Raw genomic sequence first — 19,353 nt, 5'->3', positions numbered from 1 at the left:
CACATGGCGGAACCCGAGCGGACGACCGAGCGCAGGCTGCGGCCGGCCCCGCTGCTCTTCGAGCCCTCGGAGGCCGCCGCCGATCCCGAGCACTTCTTCGACCTGGAGTCGATCGAGGACCCGGTGGAGCTGCTGGCCCGCTCCACGGAGCTGACGCTGGCGTTCCGGGCGGCGACCGACCGGGCCGTGGAGTACCAGGCGCTCGCGGCGGCCCAGCTCGCCGACCCCCGGCGCTTCGACCGGCTCACCCCCGCCGACATCGGTGAGCGGGCGGGCTGGACCGAGGACTACGCGCGCAAGATGATCGAGTTCGGCCGCGGACTCCTCGCCGGCGGCGACTCCACGGGCGGCTGACCCACCCGTCCGAGCCCGGCCCGGGGATCACGCGGCCGGGGCCGGATACACATGGCCGGCGGTCCGCGCACCTCCGCACCCCGCCCCGCATATGCCGAGCAAACGTGGGCGCGGCACGATACTCCCCCACATGCCCCCCTGTCCCCGGTTCCGCCAACTCTGCGGAACGGTTTCGTCACCCCGGGTACACCTGGACGGTATGAGCGTATGGCTGCGAGACCGGGACACTGCCGGCACGGACGTCTTCACCCTGCCCCGGGAGGACGGCCGCGACCACGTCACCGAGGTCACCCCGCAGGGTGCCGCGTGGCTCGCCTCCGCGGAGACCTTTCCGCGATCGGCACTGGCCCGGTGGGAGGACGAGCCGGCCCGGCCCGTCGTCCTGCCCTGCGGCACGGTGTTCGACGTGGTGAACGTGCCCGCGGCCTTCGGGCGGCGGATGCTCGACCGGCTCTGGGGCGAGGGGCCGGGCTCCGGCCCGGTCGCCATGCACCGGGGCCGGATGATGCTCTTCGCCACGCCCGGCTCGGCCCGGCGCCTCCCCGCCCTGCTGCACTGGGAAGAGTGGGGCGACGCGGTGCCGCCGCTGATCTGCCACGGGACCGGTGACGCGGTGACCGTGCCGCCCCTGACCCCCGCCGAGAGCTCCTCGGCGCCGCGCTGGCTGGTGGCGCCGGACACCCGGCATCCCTGGCTCCCGGGTCCCGAGGTACTGCTCTGGGCCTGCGTCCGGGCCGCCCGCACAACCGCCCGGACGGGCGTGCGGGTATCGATTTTTCCTCCCGGCGATCAGGGTGCTAAGGTCTACGACGTCAGCAGGCGCCGCTAGCTCAGTTGGTTAGAGCAGCTGACTCTTAATCAGCGGGTCCGGGGTTCGAGTCCCTGGCGGCGCACAGACGGCAGAAGGCCCCTCGCGAGAGCGAGGGGCCTTCTCGCGTTCCGGACGGCCGGCGCAGGAACCGCCGGCGCAGGGGCCCATCGGCACCCGGACCGCCGGTCACTCCGTGGTGATCCGGACGTTCCACGCCCCCGCCGGCGTCCGGTCCATCACCTCGATCCGGGTCCGGCCGCCGTCCGGGTCCCGCGTCGTGAAGGTCTCCCCCTCCCGCAGCGGCGCGTCGGCGAGCGGCGGGTACACCGACTGCTCCGCGCACGCCTCGGTCTCCGGGTGGGTGTCCACCACCTCCACCGGCCCGCCGCCGGAGGCCGCGTCGCCCTCCACCCGGTAGAGCAGGACACCCTCCGTGCAGGTGTACGCGTCGTTGCCGGCCGCGGTGCGCGCCTCGATCGCGAGGACGCTGTCCGGCCCGGTGCGCACGACCGCAAGCCGGGTCCCCAGGCCAGCGCCGTGCACGGGCGGGGCGGAGAGGGGTTCCAGCGTCACCAGGGCGCCACTGCCGGGCGACCCGGCGGCGACCCGCTCCGGGGCGCCGCCGTTGACGCAGCGGACCTCGGAGGGGCCGAGCCAGCCGAGCTTCCACTTGTGCCAGCCGAAGAGGTCCGGGGCGAGTCCGAACTGGCTGCCCATGACGTCCCAGTCGCCGACGTGCGTGTCCCAGTCGCCGTTGCCGTCCATCGGCCGGTGGTAGAGGTCCGGCAGGTCGAAGACGTGCCCGGTCTCGTGGGCGAGGACGTTGCGGTCGGGCGGGTGGCGCTCGAAGACGGTGACGACCCGGCGGATCTCCGTGCCGTCGACCTCCAGCGGCCGGTCGAAGTTGACCACCTTGGTCGCGTCCGAGTCGACGCCCGGCGCGTCGGGGTCGGCGACCAGGTAGACGATGTCGTAGCGGGAGAAGTCCACCCGGTCGTCGGCGGCCCGGATCGCGTCCCGGAGGTAGTCGCGGCGCCGGTCCGGGTCCCAGTCGCGCCTTATGTCGTAGCGGACGGACGCCCGCGGCATCTCGAGCCACTCGGTGCGCGCGTCGACGCGCAGGTCGAAGGCGCCGTAGGAGGCGTTCCGGAAGAAGTCGGCGGTCGCCGGGAAGTGGTCGGCGACCAGCTCGGCGGGGGTGCTCAGCGGCATGGAGTCCGGGAACGACAGGAAGACCATGACCGCGTCGAGCGAGGAGACCGGCTTCGGGTAGGCGGTGTTCCAGGTGTCCAGGCCCAGGGAGTGGTGGGCGCCGGTGCGCGGCAGGGCGCAGGGCCCGGCGGAGGGGGAGGCCACGGCGGGGCCCGCGACGAGCGAGGTCGCCGCGAAGGCCAGCAGGGAGGTGACGGCCGCGGCGGCGCTGCGCGAGCGGGACCGTTCCACTCTCCCGGGTGTTCCCTGGGGCGCGCGCTGACCCTCCACGTGGACCTCCGGCTCCGGAATGCGGGATGCCTCACCCACCCTGTGATGTTTTGCGGCGGTGTGCCCTGTTCCGGTGCCCCACCCGGGTGACCGGGCCGACACCGGGTCGATGCAGGGTCGAGATCCCCGCGACACTCCGACGGCCCACGGAACGTCACATTCGGTCAGCTCACGTCAGAGCCCGCTCATGACCCGCGCAGAAACGATCGACCATGATCGGCTGCGTCCTCCGGGGGCACCCGCTCGGCCGACCGGCCGGCTCGGCAGCCTCTATGATCGGCACACTTTCCCCGAATTCCCCGGGATTACTTCGCCGAATGCCACGGGCGGCCCCTCTGCCGACCGGTTGTGAACGACCCTGTACGACACACTGCATGCGGGAGTGAGCGGTGAGCGGTACCTCCGAAGGGCAAGGGCCCGCGGGCGTCGAAGTCCCGGAAAGCACCCGGCCGGCGGTTACGGAACGTCACGGAACGGGCCCGGGCCACACCGAACTGCGGGACTACCGTGCCGCGTTCAACGCGGCGCAGCTCGCGATGGCCGTGGTGGACCCCGAGGGGGTGATCGTCCGGGCCAACGACGCCCTGGCAGCCCTGCTGGGCGGCCTCCCGGCAGACCTGAGCGCCCGGCACGCCGCCGACCTCATCGACCTCTCCTCCGACGCCCGCACCTGGCACGCCTACCGCGAGGTGCTGCGCGGCCGCCGCTCGCGCTTCCGCTGCACCCGGCGCCTCAAGCACCCCGACGGGCGCGCCCTGTGGGCCGAGGTCACCGTCTCCCCCGTACCCGAGACGGGTGACGTCCTGCTCTCCGTCGCCGACATCAGTGACCGGCGCGAACTCCACGCCCGGCTGCGCCATCTGCAACTGCACGACCCGGTGACCCGGCTGCCCAACCGGACCCTGTTCTTCGAGCGCCTCACCGCCGCCCTGGAGGCCGGGCCCTACGACCACGGCTCCACGGGCCGGGTCGGCCTGTGCTACTTGGACCTGGACGGGTTCAAGGCGGTCAACGACACCCTCGGCCACCGGGTGGGCGACCGGCTGCTCGCCGCCGTCGCCTCCCGGCTGACGGCCTGCGCGGACGGCGGGGCGGACCTCGGCTGCGGCCATCTCGTCGCCCGGCTCGGCGGGGACGAGTTCGCGATCCTGGTGGAGGACTCCACCGGCACAGAGCAACTCGCCGACCTGGCCCGGTGCGTCCTCGCGGCACTCCAGCAGCCCTTCGACCTCGCCGGGCACCGGCTGTCGGTGTCAGCCTCGATCGGGGTGGTGGAACGGGCGGCGGCCGGGACCACGGCCACCGCGCTGATGCAGGCGGCGGACACCACCCTGTACTGGGCGAAGGAGGACGGGCGGGCCCGCTGGACCCTGTTCGACCCCGAGCGCAACGCCAACCGGATGACCCGCCAGGCGCTGGCCTCCACCCTCCGCCCGGCCGTCGAACGAGGGGAGTTCGCGCTGGAGTACCAGCCGCTGGTCGGCCTGGCGGACGGCGCGACGCTCGGCGTCGAGGCGCTGGTGCGCTGGAACCACCCGCGCTTCGGCCTGCTCACGCCGAATCGGTTCGTCCAGATCGCCGAGGAGGACGGCTCGATCGTGCAGCTCGGACGGTGGGTGCTGCGCACGGCCTGCCGACAGGCGCGGCGCTGGCAGCTCGACCACCCGGACGTGGAGCCGCTGTTCGTCTCCGTCAACGTGGCGGTGCGGCAGGTGTGGGACTCGGACCTGGTGGCGGACGTCGCCGAGATCCTCGCCGAGACCGGGCTCCCGCCGCGGCTGCTGCAACTGGAGCTGACCGAGTCCGCCGTGATGGGCTCGGCCGGACGGCCGCTCCAGGCACTGCGGGCGCTCAGCGACATGGGCGTGCGCATCGCCATCGACGACTTCGGGACGGGTTACTCCAACCTCGCCTACCTCAGCCGATTGCCGGTCTCCGCGCTGAAGCTCGACGGGACCTTCGTACGCGGCTTCCAGGACGAGGCACACGCCAACCCGGCCGACGAGACCATCGTGGAGGCCCTGGTGGAGCTGGCGCACCGGCTGGGGCTCACGGTGACGGCGGAGTGCGTGGAGACCTCCGGCCAGGCGTCCCGGCTGCGGCGGATCGGCTGCGACACCGGGCAGGGCTGGCTGTACTCGCGGGCGGTGGCTCCTGAGCGGATCACCGAGATGCTGGCCGAGCGCCCCCGGCAGGCGGCCGCCGCGGGCTGAGCCGGCGGGGCCGGGCGGCCCGGACCACCGGGCGCCCGCCGCGCCGCGACGCCGGCCGCCCCCGGCCGGGTTGGTTACCGGTCGGGGGCGGCGGCCTGTGGGGGGCCTGGGGGGGGACGGGGTAGTTCAGGCCCGGGGCGGGGCGGGGGTCAGCAGGCTCCCAGGTCCTGCCAGACGCCCCACTCGCCCGTGGTTCCCGGCTCCTCGCCCTGCGTCCACCACTTGGCCTTCCAGGTGCGGCCCTTGTGGGAGACCTGGGCGTTGCCGGAGTAGGCGGTCTCCTTCACCCACGCGGCGGCGGAGCAGCTTCCGGCCGGGGGCTCGGTCGTCGGCGGGGTGGTCGTGGGCGGGGTGGTGGTCGGCGGGGTGGTCGTGGGCGGGGTGGTGACCGGGGGCTGGGTGGTGCCGCCGGTCGCGGCCACGATCTCGTTGAGCAGCGTGGTGTTCTCGTCCAGGCCGAGCAGCGAGTACATCATCGCGCCGCCGAGGCCGCGCTCCTTGGCGTAGGCGACCCGCGCCTGGATCGCCTTCTTGTCGAGACCGGTGAAGAACTCGCCGTTCTTGTAGAAGTACGAGGCCTTGGCCTGGTCGTCCCAGAAGGTGGTGGCCGGGTTGTCGACGATGCCGCCGAGCTCCTTGTAGTGCGCGATACCGGCCTGCTGGCTCAGCGGGCGGGCCGCCGAACCGCCGGTGGCGCTGCCGCCGAGACCGTTGTTCGCCGCCGGGACGCCCTTCCAGCCGCGGTAGTAGAACTCGTAGCCGAGGGTCAGCTTGCCCGCGGGGAAGCCGCCGGTGACGCCGTAGGCCGGGTTGCCGTCGATGTAGGAGTCGATGGCGTTGTCGATCGAGTACTTCTGGGTCCCCGGGGCGATCGGGTCGGTCGGGTCCGAGGCCGGTGAGTACAGCGGGGACTGGTGGTACGCGGGCCCGTCGCCGTCCCAGGCGCCGTGCATGTCGTACGTCATGATGTTCGCGTAGTCGAGGTACGCGCCGATCTTGTCGGTCTCGATGTGCTTGATCTTGTCCTGGCCGGCCGGGAGGGCCGCGGTCAGCAGGTACTTCTTGCCGCCGTTGGCGGCGCCCTCCTGGTCGAGCTGCTTGCGGAACTCGGCGAGGAGGAGGGTGAAGTTCTGCTTGTCCTCGGGGCCGTAGTGGTTGCCGAGGTGGCCCCCGTCCGAGCCCGGGTACTCCCAGTCGATGTCGATGCCGTCGAAGATCCCGGCGGCGGTGCCGGGGCCGCCGAAGCCGCCCTCCACGGGCAGGTCGCCCTTGATGTACTGCTTGATGCAGGAGGAGACGAGCTTCTTGCGGCTCGCGTCGGTCTTGGCCGCGTCGTGGAAGTACTTGGAGTACGTCCAGCCGCCGAGGGAGATGTTGATCTTCAGGTGGGGGTACTTCGCCTTCAGCTCCTTGAACTGGTTGAAGACGCCCACGATCGGCTGGTTCCAGGTGTCGGCCACGCCGTCGACGCTGTCCGCCGCGCTGAAGGTGCGCTGGTAGTCGGCGTAGGAGTCGCCCGCGCCGTCACCGGCGTTGGGGTTGTTGTCGTCCCCCGCCGCCTTGTTGGCCATGAAACAGGTCAGGTCGGTCGGGTGGATGTTGCCGAACGAGTAGTTGATGACGTCCAGCTTGCCGGCGATGCCCCGGGTGTCCAGGTGCTTGGGGTAGAAGGCGTTGCCGTAGATGCTCCACTGGTCGTAGTAGGCGATCTTGACTCCGCCCGCGGAGGCGGCGGCGGGCGCGGCGCTGCCGGATGCCTGGGCGGTGCCGAGTCCGGCGATTCCGGCCAGGGCGCCGGCGGCGAGCGCGGCGGTGGTCAGTGCCGCGATCAAGGGTCTGCGGGAGCGCACGTGCAGCCTCCGGGGATGTGCGGATGGGACGGTGAAGCTGGGCTGCAGTAGTGATAGCGATCCGGCAGACCCCGCGTCAATGGTCCGAACCAAATGAGGACTAGACCACTTTCGCGGTGAAACCCCTTGTCAGAGCGGTGAGATGACAGAAGAAGACCGCTCGCCACCGGGGTGACGAGCGGTTTAAGGGTCCGTTAAGGGGCTTCCCGCCGAGCGGTTGAGTCATGAACCACTCCGTGCGCGAAACCCAGGTTTTACCCGGCCGCGACCGGAGCCGGGCCGGCGACGGGTGCGCCGGCCGAGGCGGCGGCGGGGGCCGGGCCGGCGGGCAGACCGTAGGCGTCCGCGATCAACTCGTAGCTGCGCAGGCGGACGTCGCCGCCGTGCGCGTTGGCCGTGATCATCAGCTCGTCGGCGCCGGTGCGCCGCTGGAGGGCGTCGAGCCCGGCGCGGACCGCGTCGGGGGTGCCGTGCACGATGTTGCCGAGCCAGCTGTCGGCGAACTCCCGCTCCATGGGCGAGAACGGGTACGCCTCGGCCTCCTCGGGCGTCGGGACGAGACCGGGCCGGCCGGTGCGCAGCCGCAGCATCGACAGCGCGCCCGTGAGCACCTGCCGGCGGGCCTCCCGCTCGTCCTCGGCGGCCAGGGCGGCGACGCCGATCAGCGCATAGGGGGCGTCCAGCACGGCGGAGGGGCGGAAGCTGTCCCGGTAGAGCTCCAGCGCGGGCAGGGTGTTGGCCGCCGAGAAGTGGTGGGCGAAGGCGAACGGCAGCCCGAGCGTCCCGGCGAGCCGCGCACTGAACCCGGACGAGCCGAGCAGCCACACCGGCGGCCGGTGCGGCGACTGGACGCCGCCGGGGGAGGTCGCCTGGACGGGCCCGGGGACGGCGTGGATGCGCGCGTAGGGGTGGCCGTCGGGGAAGTCGTCGTCGAGGAAGCGGGTCAGCTCGGCGAGCTGCTGCGGGAAGTCGTCGGCGCCCTCGCTCAGGGTGCCGGTGCGGCGCAGGGCGGCGGCCGTGGCCCCGTCCGTACCGGGCGCGCGGCCGAGGCCCAGGTCGATCCGGCCCGGGGCCAGGGCCTCCAGGGTGCCGAACTGCTCGGCGATCACCAGGGGCGCGTGGTTGGGCAGCATCACCCCGCCCGAGCCGAGCCGGATCCTCTCCGTGTGGGCGGCGAGATGGGCGAGGATCACGGCGGGGGACGAGGAGGCGACCCCGGGCATGGAGTGGTGCTCGGCCACCCAGTGGCGGTGGTAGCCGCGGCGCTCGGCGAGGCGGGCGAGGGCGACGCTGGTGCGCAGCGCGTCGGAGGCGGTGCGGCCCGCGCCGACCGTGACGAGGTCGAGGACGGAGAGGGGCACGGGCGCGGTGCCGGCCGCGTCGGCGCGGATGCCGTCGGTCCGGGCGGCCGGTCCGGGCGCGGGCGTGCCGTCGGTCTCGTCGGCTGGGGTGACCGGGTCCACCGGGGTCCTCCTGAGTGCGGGGAAGGTACTCCGACGCACAACAGGAGGCTGTCTCCGCTTATTCCCGGAGCCGGGCTCCCGGGCCCGGGAGCCCGGCCCGGCACCGGGGCCGGGCGGTCTCCGAAGGCCCGGACCACGCTCAGTCCTTGCGGGCGAAGAGGGCGCCCAGCTCGTCCGACCGGACGCCGTGCCGGTCCGCCAGCCGCAGGCCCTCCCAGACCGTGACCTGGTTCGCCGTGAGCACCGGCTTGCCCACCGCCTTCTCCAGCTCCGGCAGCAGCGCCACCGTGTGCAGCGCGGTGTCCGGCACCAGGACCGCCTCCGCCTCGGGCCGGTCCGCCGCGCGAACCAGGGCCAGCACCTCGTCCGGCCCCCAGGTCGCCACCTCGGCCGCCGTCACGATCCCGCCCGCGTGCGTACCGACGACCTCGATGCCCGCGTCCCCGAGGAAGCGGGCGAACAGCTCGGTCACATCCGCCGGGTAGGTCGCGGCCACCGCCACCCTGGCCGCGCCCACCTCGCCCGTCGCCCGTACGAAGGCGAACGAGGTGCTGGACGCCGGCAGCCCGGCCGCCAGCGCCAGGGCCCGGGTCTGCTCCCGGGCCCCCTCCCAGCCGTGCACGAACGAGCCGCTGGTGCACGCCCACACCACGGACTCCGCGCCCGACAGGCGCAGCTCCTCGACCCCGGCGGCGAGCCGGGCGGGCGAGCCCATCTCCACCAGCGCGTCCACGCGGTGGGCGTCCTCGCCGATGTCGGTGTGCACCACGGGGACGTTGACCCCGGTCAGCAGCGCCTCGACGCGGGGGTAGTCGTCCTCGGCGGAATGTCCCGGGTACAGCAGTCCCACGGTCGTCATGTCACGCCCTCCTGTCCTTCCGGCTCGGCCGGTCTCGCCGCGGCGTCCATCAGCAGAGCCTGATAGGGGCCGACCGCGCGGGCGCCGACGGCGCGCAGGGCCGACCACATCGTGACCTGGTTGGCGGAGACGACCGGCATCCTCAGCTCGGCCTCCAGCTGGGGGATCACGTCGTAGGTGGGCAGGTTGGTGCAGCTGATGAACAGCGCGTCCGCCGAGGCGGCCGAGACCCTGCGGGCCATGTCCACCACCTCGCGGTACGACACCTTCCAGATGTGCCGGGTGAGGCCGAGGAACTCGCGGCCCGTCACCGTCACGCCCGCCTCCGACAGATACTCCTCCAGCGACCGGGTCACCGACTCCGTGTAGGGCGTGAGCACGGCTATCCGCCGGGCGCCCAGCTCCCGCAGCGCGTCGAGCAGGGCGCCGGACGTGGTCAGCGACGGGATGCCGCCGGCCGCACTCATCACCTCGCACATGGCGCGTTCCCCGGCGAGGCCGCCGACAAAACTGCCGGAGGTGCACGCGTAGGCGACCACCCGGGGCTCGCAGGCGCCGAGGGCGCGCACCGCGTCCCGCAACGTCGCGTGCTCACTGACCATGCGGGCGAGGTCCAGGCAGACGTCGACGGGCACGAAGGGCGTGCGCGTCACATGGAGCGAGACGTCGTCCGGGACCCAGCGCCAGAGCTCCCGGTCCAAGGCGAAGTCGAAGGGGGCGACCACGCCCAGACCGCGCTGCGGCTGGGGTCCGCCGATGAAGGAGACGTCCATCGCGGCCTGCCTTTCGGGCACGACGGCGCCGGGCACACGGGAGCGGACCGGCCCTGCGGGGCAGGCGGTCCGGGCCTGCCCGGCGTCTTGTTGACGACGGTAGGTTCGGGTGCGAGCGTGGGTCAATCCATACATCCCAGACGTTTCGAGGTGGCTGCCGGGCGATGTCCGAACCGACACTTCTCGTGCTCTCGGCCGACCCCCCGCCGCGTCTGGGCGCCCTCACCGGCAGGGCGCGGGTCCGCTGGGCCGACGAGGACTCCCTCGCCGCCGAACTCCCCTCCGCAGACGTGCTGTTGGTATGGGACTTCACCTCGGAAGCGGTCCGCCGCGCCTGGCCCGGGGACGGCCCGCGGCCCCGCTGGGTGCACACTCCGAGCGCCGGGGTGGACCGGCTGCTCTGTCCGGAACTGGCCGATTCCGGCACCGTCGTCACCAACGCGCGCGGGATCTTCGAGCGGCCCATCGCCGAGTACGTCGCCGCCCTGGTCCTCGCGATGGCCAAGGACCTCCCGCGCACCCTGGACCGGCAGCGCGAGCACCGCTGGCACCACCGCGAGACCCGGGCGGTGGCGGGCACCCGGGCGGTCGTGGTCGGCGCGGGCCCGATCGGCCGGGAGATCGCCGCCGTGCTGCGCGCCCTCGGCGTCACCACCGCCGTCACCGGCCGCACCGCCCGGCGCGGGGTGCACGGCGAGGAGGACCTGGACCCGCTGATCGCCCGCGCCGACTGGGTGGTGTGCGCGGCCCCGCTCACGGAGACCACCCGGGGCATGTTCGACGCCCGGCGCCTGGCGCTGATGCAGCCCTCCGCCCGCTTCGTCAACGTGGGGCGCGGGCCGCTGGTCGTGGAGGCCGACCTCGCCGCCGCCCTGCGCGACCGGGTGATCGAGGCCGCCGCCCTCGATGTCTTCGAGAGCGAACCCCTCGCCCCGGACAGCCCGCTGTGGGCGGTGCCGGGCCTGATCGTGTCGCCCCACATGAGCGGGGACACGGTCGGCTGGCGCGACCGGCTCGGCGAGCAGTTCGTCGCGATGTACGAGCTGTGGGCGGCCGGAAAGCCCCTGCCGAACGTGGTCGACAAGAAACGTGGGTACGTCCCCATGCATGACCACTCGCCTGACTGACCTCACCGCACACCGGCTCCTGGCCGGCTACCGCACGGGCGACTTCTCCCCCGTCGACGCGACCCGCGCGGCGCTGGAACGGGTGGACGCCATCCAGCCGCACGTCAACGCCTTCACGCACGTCGACGCGGAGGGAGCCCTCGCCGAGGCGGAGGACTCGGCCGCGCGGTGGCGCAGAGGGGAGCCGCGGGGTCTGCTGGACGGCGTGCCGGTCACCGTGAAGGACCTGCTCCTCCAGCGCGGCGTCCCGGCGCTGCGCGGCTCGCGGACGGTCCGGCCGGAGGGCCCCTGGCCCGAGGACGCCCCCTCGGTCGCCGGACTCCGCGCCCACGGCGCGGTGTTCGTCGCCCGGACCACGACCCCGGAGTTCGGCTGGAAGGGCGTCACGGACTCCCCGCTCCACGGCGTCACCCGCAACCCGTACGACCTCTCCCGCACCAGCGGCGGGTCCAGCGGCGGCGGAGCGGCGGCCGTGGCCCTCGGCGCGGGGCCGCTCTCCATCGGCACGGACGGCGGCGGCTCCATCCGCATCCCGGCCGCGTTCTGCGGGATCTTCGGCCTGAAGCCGACGTACGGCCGGGTGCCGATGTACCCCTCCAGCCCCTTCGGGACCCTGGCGCACGTCGGCCCGATGACCCGGGACGCGGCGGACGCGGCGCTGATGCTGGACGCGATGAGCGGGCCGGACTGGCGGGACTGGTCCCAGTCCGCCCCGGCCGGCAGCGTGCGCTCCGGTCTGGCGGACGGGGTGAAGGGGCTGCGCGTCGCCTACTCCCCCACCCTCGGCGGGCAGGTCGCGGTCCGCCCGGCCGTCGCGGCGGCGGTGCGCCGGCTGGCGGAGACGCTGGCGGGCCTCGGGGCGTACGTGGAGGAGGCGGACCCGGATCTCGCCGACCCGGTCGAGGCGTTCCACACCCTCTGGTTCTCCGGGGCGGCCCGGCTGGTGCAGCACCTGGGCCCGCGGCAGCGGGAGCTGCTGGACCCGGGGCTGCGCGAGATCTGCGCGGAGGGCGCGCGGCGCAGCGCGCTGGAGTACCTGGCCGCGGTGGACACGCGGATGGCCCTGGGCCGGCGGATGGGCCGCTTCCACACCGCGTACGACCTGCTGGTCACCCCGGCCCTGCCCCTCACCGCCTTCGAGGCGGGCCGGGAGACCCCGGCCGGGTCGGGGCTGCGGCGCTGGACGGGGTGGACCCCGTTCACCTACCCGTTCAACCTCACCCAGCAGCCGGCGGCCTCGGTGCCCTGCGGGCTGGACGCGGACGGGCTGCCCGTCGCCGCCCAACTCGTCGCGGCCCGGCACGCGGACGCGCTGGTCCTGCGCGCCGCGCACGCCCTCTACACGGCGGGCGCGGCGGGCGTCCCCGCCCCGCCCGAGCCGGCCGGCTGAGGCGGCGGGGCGGTCCGGGCGCCGCCCGGAGCAGGGGTTCAGGCGCGGCGGAAGGAGAGGGTCTCCCCCGCCGCGCCCGTGCGCCACAGGTCCTGGCAGGCGGCGGCCATCTCCGGCAGCCCCTCCACCACCTGGCCCCACACGATCCCCGGCACCCAGCCGGTGTCCGCGTTGAGGAGGAGGTTGTTGCGCTCGTAGAAGAGGGCCAGGTCCACCGTCACCGGGACGATGCCGGCGCGCTCGCCGTAGCCGTAGGAGGCGGTGCCCAACTGGGTGTCGGTGAAGGTGAAGTAGCACAGGTCGCCCGGGATGGGGGTGACCGTCGGGTTCTCCAGCGGGGGCTCCGCAGGAGCGAAGGCCGGGAACAGGGCATAGATCTCGTTCCGGGCGTACTTCGCATGGTAGACATCGGCGGACAGCGGCAGCGCGTCCCAGACGGCGTCGCAGGTCAGGGGCGCCTTCTCGGTCAGCAGCCGGGCGGTGCAGCGGACGCCGCGCTTGTCCAGGGACACGGTCAGGTATCGATCGGCCATCCCCTACGCATACCCCCGGACCGCTCGGGTAGCCGCGCGCCCATGGCTCGAACAAGACAAGCAGGACCGATGAGCAGACGCACTCTGCTGTTCGGCACCGCGGCCGCCGGGGCGCTCAGCGTCGCCGGCGTCTCGGGCTGTTCGCGGGTGCCCTCCGGCGACGCGCTCGCCCGGCTGAAATCCCAGGGCACCGTGCGCCTGGGCATCGCCGGGGAGGTGCCCTACGGCTATGTGGACGAGCAGGGCGAGTTCACGGGCGAGGCCCCGGAGCTGGCCCGGGTCGTCTTCAAGCGGCTGGGCGTCGACCGGGTGCAACCGGTGGCCACCGACTTCGCCTCCCTGATACCCGGCCTGAACTCCCAGCAGTTCGACGTCGTCTCGGCCGGGATGTACATCAACAAGGAGCGCTGCGCCCAGGTCATCTTCTCGGACCCCGAGTACCAGATGCTCGACTCCTTCATCGTCCGCAAGGGCAACCCGAAGAACCTCACCTCCTACGAGGACGTGGTCCGCGCCAAAGCGACGCTGGCGACCGGCACGGGCTACGCGGAGATCGGGTACGCGATCGCCGCGGGCATCCCGGAGAAGGAGATCGTGATCCTCCAGGACCAGGTGGCCGGGCTGAACGCCGTCGAGTCCGGGCGCGTGGACGTCTTCGCGGGCACCGCCCTGACCACCCGTGAGGTCGTCCGCAAGAGCCGCAAGGCGGAGGCCACCGAGCCCTTCGCCGCCGTGGTGGACGGCAAGAAGCAGATCGACGGCGGCGGTTTCGCGTTCCGCCCGACCGACACCGAGCTGCGGGACGCCTTCAACACCGAGATCCACAAGATGAAGAAGAGCGGCGAGTTGTTCCGGATCCTGAAGCCCTTCGGCTTCACGGAGTCCGAGATGACCACCCTGACCGCCGAGGAGCTGTGCCGGAAATGACAGCCGGACTCTGGCAGAACTGGGTACTCCCCGGCATATGGATCACGGTGCAGCTGCTGGTCTACAGCGCCGCCCTCGCCGCCTTCGTGGCCTTCACCGTCGGCATGGCCCGCACCCACCGCTCCCGCACCGTCCGCTTCCTGGCGGGCTTCTACACGGAGGTCTTCCGCGGTACGTCGGCCCTGGTGCTGATGTTCTGGCTGTTCTTCGTGGTGCCGCCGCTGATGGGCTGGCAGCTGGTCCCGATGTGGGCCGCCGTCCTCGCGCTCGGCCTCTCCTACGGCGCCTACGGCGCGGAGATCGTACGCGGCGCCCTGAACTCGGTCGCCCCCGCGCAGCGTGAGGCGGGCGTCGCCCTCAGCCTCACGCCCTGGCAGCGGATGCGGCTGATCCTGCTGCCGCAGGCGGTGCCCGAGATGATGCCGCCCTTCTGCAATCTGCTGGTGGAACTCCTCAAGGGCACCGCCCTGGTGTCGCTCCTCGGCGTGGGCGACGTGTCCTTCGCCGCGTACCTGGTGCGGCTGGCCACGCAGGAGAGCGCGCAGGTCTACACGATCGTCCTGGTGATCTACTTCGTGCTCGCCCTGCTGGTGACCCGTTCCATGAAGGCGCTGGAGCGCCGGAGCAAGCGGAACATCGGCATCGAACCCGAACCCGGTCTGCTGGGCGGGCTGTTCTCCCGCCGGGCCGAGTCGAAGATCGCCGGTACCGAGGTGGCGGGGGGTGCGTCCCGATGACCTGGGACTGGTCCGCGGTGGCGGACTTCATGCCGCGTTTCTGGGACGGGGTGCTGCTCACCCTGCAGATCCTGGTGCTCGGTTCGCTGATCTCCTTCACCCTCGGCCTGGTGTGGGCGCTCGCCTTCCGGGCGCCGAGCCGTTTCGTGCGGTGGCCGGTGAACGCGTTCACCGAGTTCGTCCGCACCACCCCGCTGCTGGTGCAGCTCTTCTTCCTCTACTTCGTGCTTCCGGAGTGGGGCGTCCAGTTCTCGGCCCTGACCACCGGCATCATCGCGATCGGTCTGCACTACTCGACCTACACCGCCCAGGTCTACCGGGCGGGCATCGAGGCGGTCCCGCCGGGCCAGTGGGAGGCGGCGACGGCCCTGAGCCTGCCGGCCCACCGCACCTGGACGGCGGTGATCCTGCCGCAGGCGATCCGCCGGATCACCCCGGCGCTGGGCAACTACGTCATCGCCATGCTGAAGGACACCCCGCTGCTGGCCGCGATCGGCGTGCTGGAGCTGCTCCAGCAGTCCCGGCTGGAGAGCGCCTCGACCTTCCAGTACACCGAGCCGCTCACTGTGATCGGCATCGCCTTCATCCTGATCGCCTACCCGGCATCCCTGCTGGTCCGAACCCTGGAGCGCCGCCTTGTCCGCTGACACCACCTCCGAAACGCCGGCCGCCGGCGCCCCGGAAGAGCTGATCCGGTTCGAGGGCGTCACGAAGAGATTCGGCGACAACACCGTCCTCGACGATCTGTGCTTCTCGGTGAAGCCGGGCAGGCATGTGACCCTGATCGGCCCGTCCGGCTCCGGCAAGACGACGATCCTGCGGCTGCTGATGACCCTGGAGTCCCCGGACGAGGGCACCATCACCGTCAACGGGTCGAAGCTCTTCCCGGCGGCCGAGAAGGAGCGGCGGGAGGCCCGGAAGAAGATCGGCATGGTCTTCCAGCAGTTCAACCTGTTCCCGAACATGACCGTGCTGCGCAACATCACCGAGGCCCCGGTGCGGGTGCTGGGCCTGTCCAAGGAGGAGGCCGAGACCCGCGCCCGGGAGCTGCTGGACCTGGTGGGCCTCGGCGACCGGGCGGACGCCAGGCCGACCCAGCTCTCCGGCGGGCAGCAGCAGCGCGTCGCCATCGCCCGGGCCCTCGCGATGCGGCCCCGGGTGCTGCTGCTGGACGAGGTCACCTCGGCTCTGGACCCGGAACTGGTCGCCGGGGTGCTGGATCTCCTGCGGGACATCGCGCGCACCACGGACATCACGATGGTGATCGTGACCCACGAGATGAGCTTCGCCCGGGACATCTCCGACGAGGTCCTGATGTTCGATTCCGGGAAGGTCATCGAGTCCGGTCCGCCGGAGAAGATCTTCTCCGATCCCGAGCACGAACGTACGCGCGAGTTCCTCGGAGCGGTGCTCTGACCACGTAATCCGCCCGAATCCCATGACTCGGGCATATGCCAAGGTGATGCGCCCCAGCCCGTACGGCCGGGGCGCCCACCATTTCCGCCAACAGCCCGCCTGCAAGGGCCCCTTGGCGGCTATCGTGGTAACAAGCATGCGGTCACAACCTGGTAGGGGGAAACCGTGGCGCTGAAGCCCGAGCCGACCGCGCCGTTCCATTCGGTGCACTACGTCCTGCGAGTCCTGGAGACGGTCTCCAGACACGGTGGCGGTGTCACCGACGTCCAGATCGCCCGCGAGACCGGGCTCCCGTCCGGCCACCTCGCCCCCATGCTCGCCATGCTGCGCCGCGAGGGATACGTGGAGCAGACCGCCGACGGCGCGTATGTGACGGGCGACTCCCTCGTCCTCCTCGGCTCGGGCGCGACGCGCAAGGAGGCCCTGCAGACGAAGCTCCAGGACACCCTGGTGGAACTGCGGGACTCGGTCGGCGCCGCGGTCTACATCAGCCGGTACATCGACGGCGAGGTCAAGATCACCCAGTTCGCCGACGGCCCGCTGACGCCCAAGGTCAACGAGTGGGTCGACTTCCGCTCGGCCGCCCACGCCAGCGCGGTCGGCAAGTGCCTGCTCACCCAGCTCGACGTGAACGGCCGCCGCGACCACCTCTCGCGCCACAAGATCGCCCGGCTCACCTCCCGCACCATCACCAGCGAGCGCCTGCTCTTCTCCAAGCTGGACTCCCAGCCGCCGACCGTCCCCGTCCTGGACCTCCAGGAGTACGCGGTGGGCACGGTCTGCGCGGCGGTCCCGCTGACGGCCGGATCGGCGGTGGGCTGCCTGGCGCTCTCGCTGCCGATCGAGCACGCCCACCGCCTCCGCAAGGCGGCGGAGACCCTCAACCGCAGAGCGGCCCCGGTGGTGCTCTCCCTGGCGATCTGAAGGCTCCGCCCTGCCGGGGCCGGGGGCCGGAAACCGGTGCGGAGCACCCCCCGGGACCAGGTACTATTGACGTGTCGGCCCGCCCGCAACGGCAGGCCGCGAGTCAGGCGCCGCTAGCTCAGTTGGTTAGAGCAGCTGACTCTTAATCAGCGGGTCCGGGGTTCGAGTCCCTGGCGGCGCACAGACGGAAGGCCCCTCGCGGGAGCGAGGGGCCTTCCGCGTTCCGGTCGACCGGGGATCAGGGGGTCAGGCCCCCGCCGGGAGGCCGGCCGGGGCCTTCCCGGGCGAGACCCCGAAGACCGAAAGATGCCGCCCGACGCGCGGACGGCGCGCCCTCCGGACCCGGCGGTGGTCCGGAGGGCGCGCCGCGCGCCGAGACGCCTCAGCCGACGCGGGGGATCAGAACTGCACGTCGGAGCAGGCGTAGAAGGCGTTGGCGGTGTCGTGCACCGTCCACACCGCCAGGATCAGATGGCGGCCCGACTTCTGGGGAAGGTTGCCGGAGTGGGACAGCGTGGCCGGCGGCTGCTGGCCGCCGTAGGGGATGGTCAGGAACGGCTGCGACTCCAGCGCGGCCCTGGTCAGCGGCTGGCTGGGGTTCCAGCCGTTCTTGGTGATGAAGTACTTGAAGTCGGTGGTGCGGTGACGTGCGGTGAACTGCCAGCGGAAGGTGTAGTTCTGGCCCGAGTTCACCTTGGTGGTGGGCCAGGCTCCGCCGCGCGGGTCGTCGAGCTGCGCGAACTGGCCGTTGCCGCCGGCGCAGATCCTGCCGTCGGCGGGTCCGGCCGCCGGGAAGCCCTTGAGCCCCTCGACGCTCTGCGGCTCCCACTGGATGTTGCCGCAGTTGCTGACCGTGCCGTTGGCGCAGAGTTTCTGGCGGCTGATGGGTGAGTCGGTGTAGCCGTGGCTGCTGGCACTGCCGCCGGCGAGCACCGTGGTGCCCGCCACGGCGAGGCCCACGACGGCCGCACCTATCTTTTTTCGCATGCTTGGCTCCGTTGCGAACGTGGGGGAGTTCATGGGTGGTGCACGCGTGCGACAGCGAAGGTTCAGGTCTAGACCAAGTCTCAATGTAGGGAAGCCTGTTGGACGTGTCCAGACCAATCACGGAGCCTCTGCGCCCCCGGCCCGGCCGGTGTAGAAGGCAACGGTGAGGTCCTTGACGAGGGCCTTGCGCTCATAGTCCGCCAGCTCGACCAGACCGCGGTCGGTCAGCCGGCCCACCGTGTCCTCGACCGCGTCCACGACCGAGGTGAGGACCGCGTCACGGTGCCGGGCGTCGATGGCCGCGATCCGCCGCCGCAGCACGGCGTCCGCGATCTCCGGCGCGTAGTCGACAGCGACCGGCTGCGCGGAGAAGACCTCGATGCCCACCGGCGCGCACTGCTCCGCCAGCACCTTCGTCAGCTCGGCCCCGACCGTGCCCGCGTCCCGCAGGGTGGGAACGGCCTCGCCGAAGCTGTCGGCGGGCAGCTTCGACAGCACCCGGGCCGTCGCCGCCTCGACCTGCTCCGCGAGGTACGCCTCGTGGTTCTCCACGCCGAGCACGGCCCGGACGGTGTCCGACACCCGCCACACCACCAGGACGACCGCCCGCAGCGCGGTGCCCTCCGCGTCGTGCACGGGCATCGGCTCGCTGCGCCAGTGCCGGAGCCGCACGTCGATCCGCCGGCGCAGCACCAGCGGGCTCACCCACACCAGCCCGGTGCGCCGGACACTGCCCCGGTAGTCGCCGCACAGGGTGAGCACCCAGGCATGGCCGACCCGGCCGCGCCCGAGCCCACCGAAGCCGAAGAGGACCAGCAGCACGCCGAGGGTCAGCAGGCACCACACCCCGATGCCGATGCCCTGGTACGGGGGCGGGGTGACGCCGAGGATCCGCCCGACGGCGTCCGGCACGGCCCCCGCCCCCCACAGCAGCGCACCGGTCCCGGCGAGGGCGCAGCCCCCGGCGACCAGCCCGGTCCAGCCGGGGAGCACCGGGCCCGGACGCTCGGTCAGCCGGGGGTCGACGGCCGGTACGGCCGGGTCGGCCGCCGCCGGCAGCGGCGCCCGGCCGCCGGCGTCCCGCCCGGGGCCGGGGCCGTGCCCGGTCCCCGTGCCGCCGTCCCCGGCCGGCCGGCCCGATGCGCCCACCTTGGGCTGCTCCCCGGTGCCCTTCCTCCGCGAGATCACCGCGGGGCGCAGACCGGACGGCAGGGCCAGCGGCCCGCTGTCGTCCCGGAACAGGAGGTGCACCGGGATCTCGGTCGTGGTCTCGCTCGCGATGACCGGGCTGCGCCGCGGGGTCTCGGGCGGGACGGGGCCCTCCGGGTCCGACGTCGTGGTGTTCATGCCGCCTCGCCTTCGTTGCCTGCTTGCCTTCGTTGCCTGCTTGCCTTCGTTGCCTGCTTGCGTTCGTCGCCTGCTTGCCGGGGTGGCTGTTCGCCGCTGGTGGGTGCTTGCCGGGAGTGCCCGCCTGCCGTGGGCGGCTGTCCGCCGTGGCTGCTTGCCG

General features: G+C 72.7%; 18 protein-coding genes and 2 tRNA genes. 12 read left to right on the top strand and 8 right to left on the bottom strand.

Annotated features, from left to right (window positions below; translation table 11 throughout):
- Positions 1–3 precede the first annotated feature (3 nt).
- The 3 genes from C593_RS0106160 to C593_RS0106150 all read left to right on the top strand — a co-directional run bounded on the left by C593_RS0106160 (position 4) and on the right by C593_RS0106150 (position 1,247).
- Positions 4–354 (top strand): hypothetical protein, encoded by a 351-nt coding sequence (locus tag C593_RS0106160; RefSeq protein ID WP_018846420.1) that lies wholly within the window; start codon positions 4–6, stop codon positions 352–354.
- A gap of 199 nt (positions 355–553) precedes the next feature.
- Complete coding sequence (locus C593_RS31340) at positions 554–1,183, top strand: bifunctional DNA primase/polymerase (RefSeq protein WP_026277405.1); 630 nt, start codon at positions 554–556, stop codon at positions 1,181–1,183.
- Positions 1,174–1,247 (top strand) — tRNA-Lys (locus C593_RS0106150). Before C593_RS31340 ends, C593_RS0106150 begins: the two co-directional genes overlap by 10 nt.
- Positions 1,248–1,351: 104 nt before the next feature.
- On the opposite strand, the gene C593_RS0106145 is transcribed toward C593_RS0106150, so the two are convergent.
- Positions 1,352–2,647 (bottom strand): M6 family metalloprotease domain-containing protein, encoded by a 1,296-nt coding sequence (locus C593_RS0106145; protein ID WP_026277404.1) that lies wholly within the window; start codon positions 2,645–2,647, stop codon positions 1,352–1,354.
- Positions 2,648–3,036: 389 nt separating this feature from the next.
- On the opposite strand from C593_RS0106145, the gene C593_RS0106140 reads away from it, so the two are divergent.
- Entirely contained in the window at positions 3,037–4,860 is a 1,824-nt protein-coding gene (locus tag C593_RS0106140) for an EAL domain-containing protein (protein ID WP_018846418.1), read from the top strand.
- Positions 4,861–5,009: 149 nt separating this feature from the next.
- Here C593_RS0106140 and C593_RS0106135 read toward each other — a convergent pair whose 3' ends face one another.
- The 4 genes from C593_RS0106135 to C593_RS0106120 form a co-directional block, all read right to left on the bottom strand.
- The gene (locus C593_RS0106135) at positions 5,010–6,710 is read right to left on the bottom strand and encodes a glycosyl hydrolase family 18 protein (RefSeq protein WP_486591080.1); all 1,701 of its coding nucleotides are present in this window, start codon (positions 6,708–6,710) and stop codon (positions 5,010–5,012) included.
- Positions 6,711–6,964: 254 nt separating this feature from the next.
- The gene (locus C593_RS0106130) at positions 6,965–8,101 is read right to left on the bottom strand and encodes an LLM class flavin-dependent oxidoreductase (RefSeq protein WP_051093636.1); all 1,137 of its coding nucleotides are present in this window, start codon (positions 8,099–8,101) and stop codon (positions 6,965–6,967) included.
- Positions 8,102–8,312: 211 nt separating this feature from the next.
- Entirely contained in the window at positions 8,313–9,032 is a 720-nt protein-coding gene (locus C593_RS0106125) for an aspartate racemase/maleate isomerase family protein (protein WP_018846415.1), read from the bottom strand.
- Complete coding sequence (locus C593_RS0106120) at positions 9,029–9,805, bottom strand: aspartate racemase/maleate isomerase family protein (RefSeq protein WP_037744998.1); 777 nt, start codon at positions 9,803–9,805, stop codon at positions 9,029–9,031. The genes C593_RS0106125 and C593_RS0106120 overlap by 4 nt, the downstream gene beginning before the upstream one ends.
- 164 nt (positions 9,806–9,969) lie before the next feature.
- Between C593_RS0106120 and C593_RS0106115 the strand changes: the two genes are divergently transcribed.
- A complete protein-coding gene (locus C593_RS0106115; protein WP_018846413.1) occupies positions 9,970–10,932 on the top strand; it encodes a D-2-hydroxyacid dehydrogenase in 963 nt (320 codons plus the stop codon).
- Positions 10,913–12,322 carry an amidase gene (locus C593_RS0106110; RefSeq protein WP_018846412.1) on the top strand — a complete coding sequence of 470 codons (1,410 nt, stop codon included), beginning with the start codon at positions 10,913–10,915 and terminating at the stop codon, positions 12,320–12,322. The genes C593_RS0106115 and C593_RS0106110 overlap by 20 nt, the downstream gene beginning before the upstream one ends.
- Positions 12,323–12,360: 38 nt before the next feature.
- Here C593_RS0106110 and C593_RS0106105 read toward each other — a convergent pair whose 3' ends face one another.
- Positions 12,361–12,855 carry a DUF3830 family protein gene (locus C593_RS0106105; protein ID WP_018846411.1) on the bottom strand — a complete coding sequence of 165 codons (495 nt, stop codon included), beginning with the start codon at positions 12,853–12,855 and terminating at the stop codon, positions 12,361–12,363.
- A 69-nt stretch (positions 12,856–12,924) separates the two neighbouring features.
- Here C593_RS0106105 and ehuB point away from each other — a divergent pair, with 69 nt between their 5' ends.
- The 6 genes from ehuB (at position 12,925) to C593_RS0106075 (ending at position 17,040) form a co-directional block, all read left to right on the top strand.
- The gene (ehuB, locus tag C593_RS0106100) at positions 12,925–13,782 is read left to right on the top strand and encodes an ectoine/hydroxyectoine ABC transporter substrate-binding protein EhuB (RefSeq protein WP_018846410.1); all 858 of its coding nucleotides are present in this window, start codon (positions 12,925–12,927) and stop codon (positions 13,780–13,782) included.
- Complete coding sequence (gene ehuC / locus C593_RS0106095) at positions 13,779–14,519, top strand: ectoine/hydroxyectoine ABC transporter permease subunit EhuC (RefSeq protein ID WP_018846409.1); 741 nt, start codon at positions 13,779–13,781, stop codon at positions 14,517–14,519. Before ehuB ends, ehuC begins: the two co-directional genes overlap by 4 nt.
- A complete protein-coding gene (gene ehuD / locus C593_RS0106090; RefSeq protein WP_018846408.1) occupies positions 14,516–15,166 on the top strand; it encodes an ectoine/hydroxyectoine ABC transporter permease subunit EhuD in 651 nt (216 codons plus the stop codon). Before ehuC ends, ehuD begins: the two co-directional genes overlap by 4 nt.
- Positions 15,156–15,935, top strand: coding sequence for an amino acid ABC transporter ATP-binding protein (locus C593_RS0106085; protein WP_018846407.1), 780 nt, complete (start codon positions 15,156–15,158; stop codon positions 15,933–15,935). The genes ehuD and C593_RS0106085 overlap by 11 nt, the downstream gene beginning before the upstream one ends.
- Before the next feature lie 165 nt (positions 15,936–16,100).
- Complete coding sequence (locus C593_RS0106080; RefSeq protein WP_018846406.1) at positions 16,101–16,859, top strand: IclR family transcriptional regulator domain-containing protein; 759 nt, start codon at positions 16,101–16,103, stop codon at positions 16,857–16,859.
- Between the two features lie 107 nt (positions 16,860–16,966).
- Positions 16,967–17,040, top strand: a tRNA-Lys gene (locus tag C593_RS0106075).
- A 218-nt stretch (positions 17,041–17,258) separates the two neighbouring features.
- Here the strand turns inward: C593_RS0106075 and C593_RS0106070 are convergent.
- Both C593_RS0106070 and C593_RS0106065 read right to left on the bottom strand, forming a co-directional pair.
- Complete coding sequence (locus C593_RS0106070; protein ID WP_026277402.1) at positions 17,259–17,846, bottom strand: lytic polysaccharide monooxygenase; 588 nt, start codon at positions 17,844–17,846, stop codon at positions 17,259–17,261.
- A gap of 117 nt (positions 17,847–17,963) precedes the next feature.
- The gene (locus tag C593_RS0106065) at positions 17,964–19,193 is read right to left on the bottom strand and encodes an SPFH domain-containing protein (protein ID WP_018846404.1); all 1,230 of its coding nucleotides are present in this window, start codon (positions 19,191–19,193) and stop codon (positions 17,964–17,966) included.
- Positions 19,194–19,353: the final 160 nt, after the last annotated feature.

The sequence above is a fragment of the Streptomyces sp. CNT372 genome, assembly GCF_000377145.1.
This window is presented reverse-complemented; position numbering and strand designations above follow the sequence as displayed.

Bases quoted from the DNA above. Each gene is read 5' to 3' on its own strand.
- C593_RS0106160 (WP_018846420.1), top strand. From the start codon at position 4: ATGGCGGAACCCGAGCGGACGACCGAGCGCAGGCTGCGGCCGGCCCCG.
- C593_RS31340 (WP_026277405.1), top strand. From the start codon at position 554: ATGAGCGTATGGCTGCGAGACCGGGACACTGCCGGCACGGACGTCTTC.
- C593_RS0106125 (WP_018846415.1), bottom strand. From the start codon at position 9,032: ATGACGACCGTGGGACTGCTGTACCCGGGACATTCCGCCGAGGACGAC.
- C593_RS0106120 (WP_037744998.1), bottom strand. From the start codon at position 9,805: ATGGACGTCTCCTTCATCGGCGGACCCCAGCCGCAGCGCGGTCTGGGC.
- C593_RS0106115 (WP_018846413.1), top strand. From the start codon at position 9,970: ATGTCCGAACCGACACTTCTCGTGCTCTCGGCCGACCCCCCGCCGCGT.
- C593_RS0106110 (WP_018846412.1), top strand. From the start codon at position 10,913: ATGACCACTCGCCTGACTGACCTCACCGCACACCGGCTCCTGGCCGGC.
- C593_RS0106105 (WP_018846411.1), bottom strand. From the start codon at position 12,855: ATGGCCGATCGATACCTGACCGTGTCCCTGGACAAGCGCGGCGTCCGC.
- ehuB (WP_018846410.1), top strand. From the start codon at position 12,925: ATGAGCAGACGCACTCTGCTGTTCGGCACCGCGGCCGCCGGGGCGCTC.
- ehuC (WP_018846409.1), top strand. From the start codon at position 13,779: ATGACAGCCGGACTCTGGCAGAACTGGGTACTCCCCGGCATATGGATC.
- ehuD (WP_018846408.1), top strand. From the start codon at position 14,516: ATGACCTGGGACTGGTCCGCGGTGGCGGACTTCATGCCGCGTTTCTGG.
- C593_RS0106070 (WP_026277402.1), bottom strand. From the start codon at position 17,846: ATGCGAAAAAAGATAGGTGCGGCCGTCGTGGGCCTCGCCGTGGCGGGC.
- C593_RS0106065 (WP_018846404.1), bottom strand. From the start codon at position 19,193: ATGAACACCACGACGTCGGACCCGGAGGGCCCCGTCCCGCCCGAGACC.